The following is a 2,989-nucleotide window of genomic DNA, read 5'->3' as shown; positions in this document are numbered from 1 at the left end:
AAAAGTCCCTGAGTCCATGTTTGCCAATGCCTGGTAAGTTCTAATTCTGAGATCGGTTTACCTGCTTCATCGATAAACATGGCAGTATTACTGTCTTTACGACTTTTCAACCATTTAATTAACGGATTATTGGTGTAAGAACCATAGCGTTTGCCCAAAATCCACTGATTCACGGGTACTTGGCGCACAAACCCCGGTGTTGTAATTTGCAGAAAATGCCCTTGAGTATCGTAAATCTGATGTGATAGCTGTAAGTCAACTATTTCTTTTCGAGATAACCCTGCACCAAACAACACATATGCCAATGCATAATCTTGTACACCCAACTTACTAGCTTGTCTGAGAATTGCGTGAACTAAACTAGTAGGTAAATCAGCTACTTCTTTGGTCATCACACTTCTTGGTAAAGTATCTTTTGTTGATTCCAATGAAGGTGACATGGCTCCATGCAAAAACAACTCCACTAGATTTTCTAGAAAATCATCTCGATTTTCCCAGAGTTCATGAAACTCGCTCGTGAATTCAATCACGGCATATCCCAGGATCATCCCATTGAGGAAACTTGCTAGTTTTTCTGCTGGTAAATAAGTATTTAAGTCTCCTTGCTGAATTACAGTAGCCAAATACTGTGCGACGTAGCGATTCGCCTCTGTTAATCCTCTACCCAAGGCGCGGCGACTTTCTGCTGGATATTGATCAGCTTCACCTACCACAGACCGCACAAACTCTGGTACTCTTTCTAATGCTTGTAAAGTGTCACTTGCATAATCTTTCAGCGCTTGGTAAACATTCCCAGGAGGAGTAGCCTGCCGTATCAGCGACTCGCCCAAATTTTTGAATGCTGCGGATTCTTCCAACACTGCCAAAAGCAATCCATGTTTGTTACCAAAATTTCGGAATAGGGTCACTTCATTAACTTCTGCTTTTTCGGCAATTTGGCGGGTTGTGGTAGCGCTGACTCCTTGAGCAGTAAATAGCTCAAGTGCTGATTGAATCAGACGTTGACGAGCTGAAATAGGTTGCGAAGACATAAATAAAATGCAAGTGTCGCTTGCATATAAATCCGATAGTTGTTAAAATCTCTAATGTAAGTGATACTTGCTCTTCTTTACTGTAACGAACTGCTGTGTAAAGTGCGTAAATGCCTGGTGTGGTTGCGCCCAAGAACAAGCAAATCGCTTCAACATCCGTCAACAGGAGTTTTTATGACCGCAAAACTTTCGGCGATCGCTTCTGAGAGAGGAAATTCTCCTCGGCTCAGTTGGACAAATGTGGCTTTTTTTGCTACATTTCATGCCTTAGTTCTCCTGGCTCCTTGGTTTTTTTCCTGGTCAGCATTGGGATTGCTGCTGTTTCTCCATTGGTTATTCGGCAGCATTGGTATTTGCCTGGGATATCACCGACTGCTGAGCCATAAAAGTTTCCAAGTACCCAAGTGGTTAGAATATGCGATCGCCATAATTGGAGCGCTTGCTCTCCAAGGCGGCCCAATTTTTTGGATTGGTGGACACCGCCAGCATCATGCTCACACCGAAGATATCAATTTAGACCCTTACTCTGCCCAACGCGGGTTTTGGTGGAGTCATATGCTATGGATTTTCTACCCGCGTGCGGAATTTTTTGATTATGAAATCTATCACAAATATGCCCCTGACCTAGCACGACAACCATTTTATCGCTGGCTGGATCGCTACTTTATACTGTTGCAAATTCCTTTGGGGCTGTTGCTGTATGTTTTAGGGGGTTGGTCTTTCGTAATTTACGGCATATTTGTCAGGTCAGTTTTGCTTTGGCATTCGACTTGGTTCGTCAATTCCGCATCACACCTGTGGGGTTATCGTACCTTTGATGCAGATGATGGGGCGCGGAATCTGTGGTGGGTATCTCTTTTGACTTATGGCGAAGGATGGCACAACAACCATCATACCTATCCCCACATGGCAAAATCTGGGTTACGTTGGTGGGAGATTGACGTAACTTGGTGGAGCATCCAAGTTTTGCAGAGTTTGGGTTTAGCGAAAAAAGTCGTGTTACCTCCGCCCCAACGTGTCACTCAAGGATGAATTGCTACACCTTCATGTTTGAGCAAACAACCCTTGCACTCTAAGGTACTTATGATTTTTCACGGTAGGTGAAAAAGGAGCTTTGGTGTGGGGTGTAGTGAGACTTTCTTGTTTTCCCACAAGAGCCACACCCTAAACCCTACCCCCAGTTTTGATGAGGGTTTCAGTACTTCCCGTGAAAAGTCAAAAGGGACTTCCATTTTAAAAAATATCTCAAACAGGACTTAGGCAAAAATCACGAAAAAGCTTACAGCAGTTTTCAGATGAATAGACCACAGTGAGCAAACCAACCCCAAGCATCATCAGAGGAGATGTGTTCATTCACAATCTGAGTTAAAACGTGATTTAGTGCCTCATGGGTTGTAACTTTTGCTGCTCGTAAACACTGCTTCAGTTTTGACCAGCATAATTCAATTGGAGATAAATCAGGTGAGTAAGGAGGCAAAAAGACAAGACGTGCACCAACTGCTTCAATTGAGTCTCGAATCACCGCAGCAGTATGTACTGATAAATTATCCATGACAACAATTGCTCCAGCCCATAACTGTGGTGCTAGAATCTGTTGCACATAAGTTACAAACACATCGGTATTGACACTACCTGAAATACTCATAGTGGCAATCAGCCCATCCAAACTTAAAGCTCCGATGAAAGATATATTTTGTCCTCGATTGCGAGGACATGAATCATGCAATCGCTCACCAATTTTTGCACGACCGTACAGTCGTGTCATTCCCAACCTCAAACCGGATTCATCTACAAATACCAAATTATGTGGGTCTATACCTAAAACCCAATCTCGATAATCAAAGCGCATTTGATTGACTCGTGAACTGTCTTGCTCGCTAGCATATAGTGTTTTTTTTAGTGGTCAACTTCAACCTTTGAACTGCTCGATGCATAGTCGTAACACTGACTTCGACACC

General features: G+C 43.2%; 2 protein-coding genes and 1 pseudogene. 1 reads left to right on the top strand and 2 read right to left on the bottom strand.

The features are described 5' to 3' along the window. The coding region (locus I8748_RS24320) for a TetR family transcriptional regulator (protein ID WP_198127111.1) at positions 1 to 1,031 on the bottom strand (1,031 nt) is incomplete at its 3' end. Positions 1,032 to 1,205: 174 nt separating this feature from the next. Here I8748_RS24320 and I8748_RS24315 point away from each other — a divergent pair. Next, the gene (locus tag I8748_RS24315) at positions 1,206 to 2,063 is read left to right on the top strand and encodes an acyl-CoA desaturase (protein WP_198127110.1); all 858 of its coding nucleotides are present in this window, start codon (positions 1,206 to 1,208) and stop codon (positions 2,061 to 2,063) included. Positions 2,064 to 2,322: 259 nt separating this feature from the next. Here the strand turns inward: I8748_RS24315 and I8748_RS24310 are convergent. Next, a pseudogene (locus tag I8748_RS24310) lies at positions 2,323 to 2,907 on the bottom strand (IS630 family transposase); the annotation flags it as partial. Between the last annotated feature and the right edge of the window lie 82 nt (positions 2,908 to 2,989).

The sequence above is a fragment of the Amazonocrinis nigriterrae CENA67 genome, from assembly GCF_016056305.1.
GTDB classification, from domain to species: Bacteria; Cyanobacteriota; Cyanobacteriia; order Cyanobacteriales; family Nostocaceae; genus Amazonocrinis; species Amazonocrinis nigriterrae.
This window is presented reverse-complemented; position numbering and strand designations above follow the sequence as displayed.

Excerpts from the sequence above, each read along its gene's own strand:
- I8748_RS24315 (WP_198127110.1), top strand. The coding sequence starts at position 1,206 with ATGACCGCAAAACTTTCGGCGATCGCTTCTGAGAGAGGAAATTCTCCT.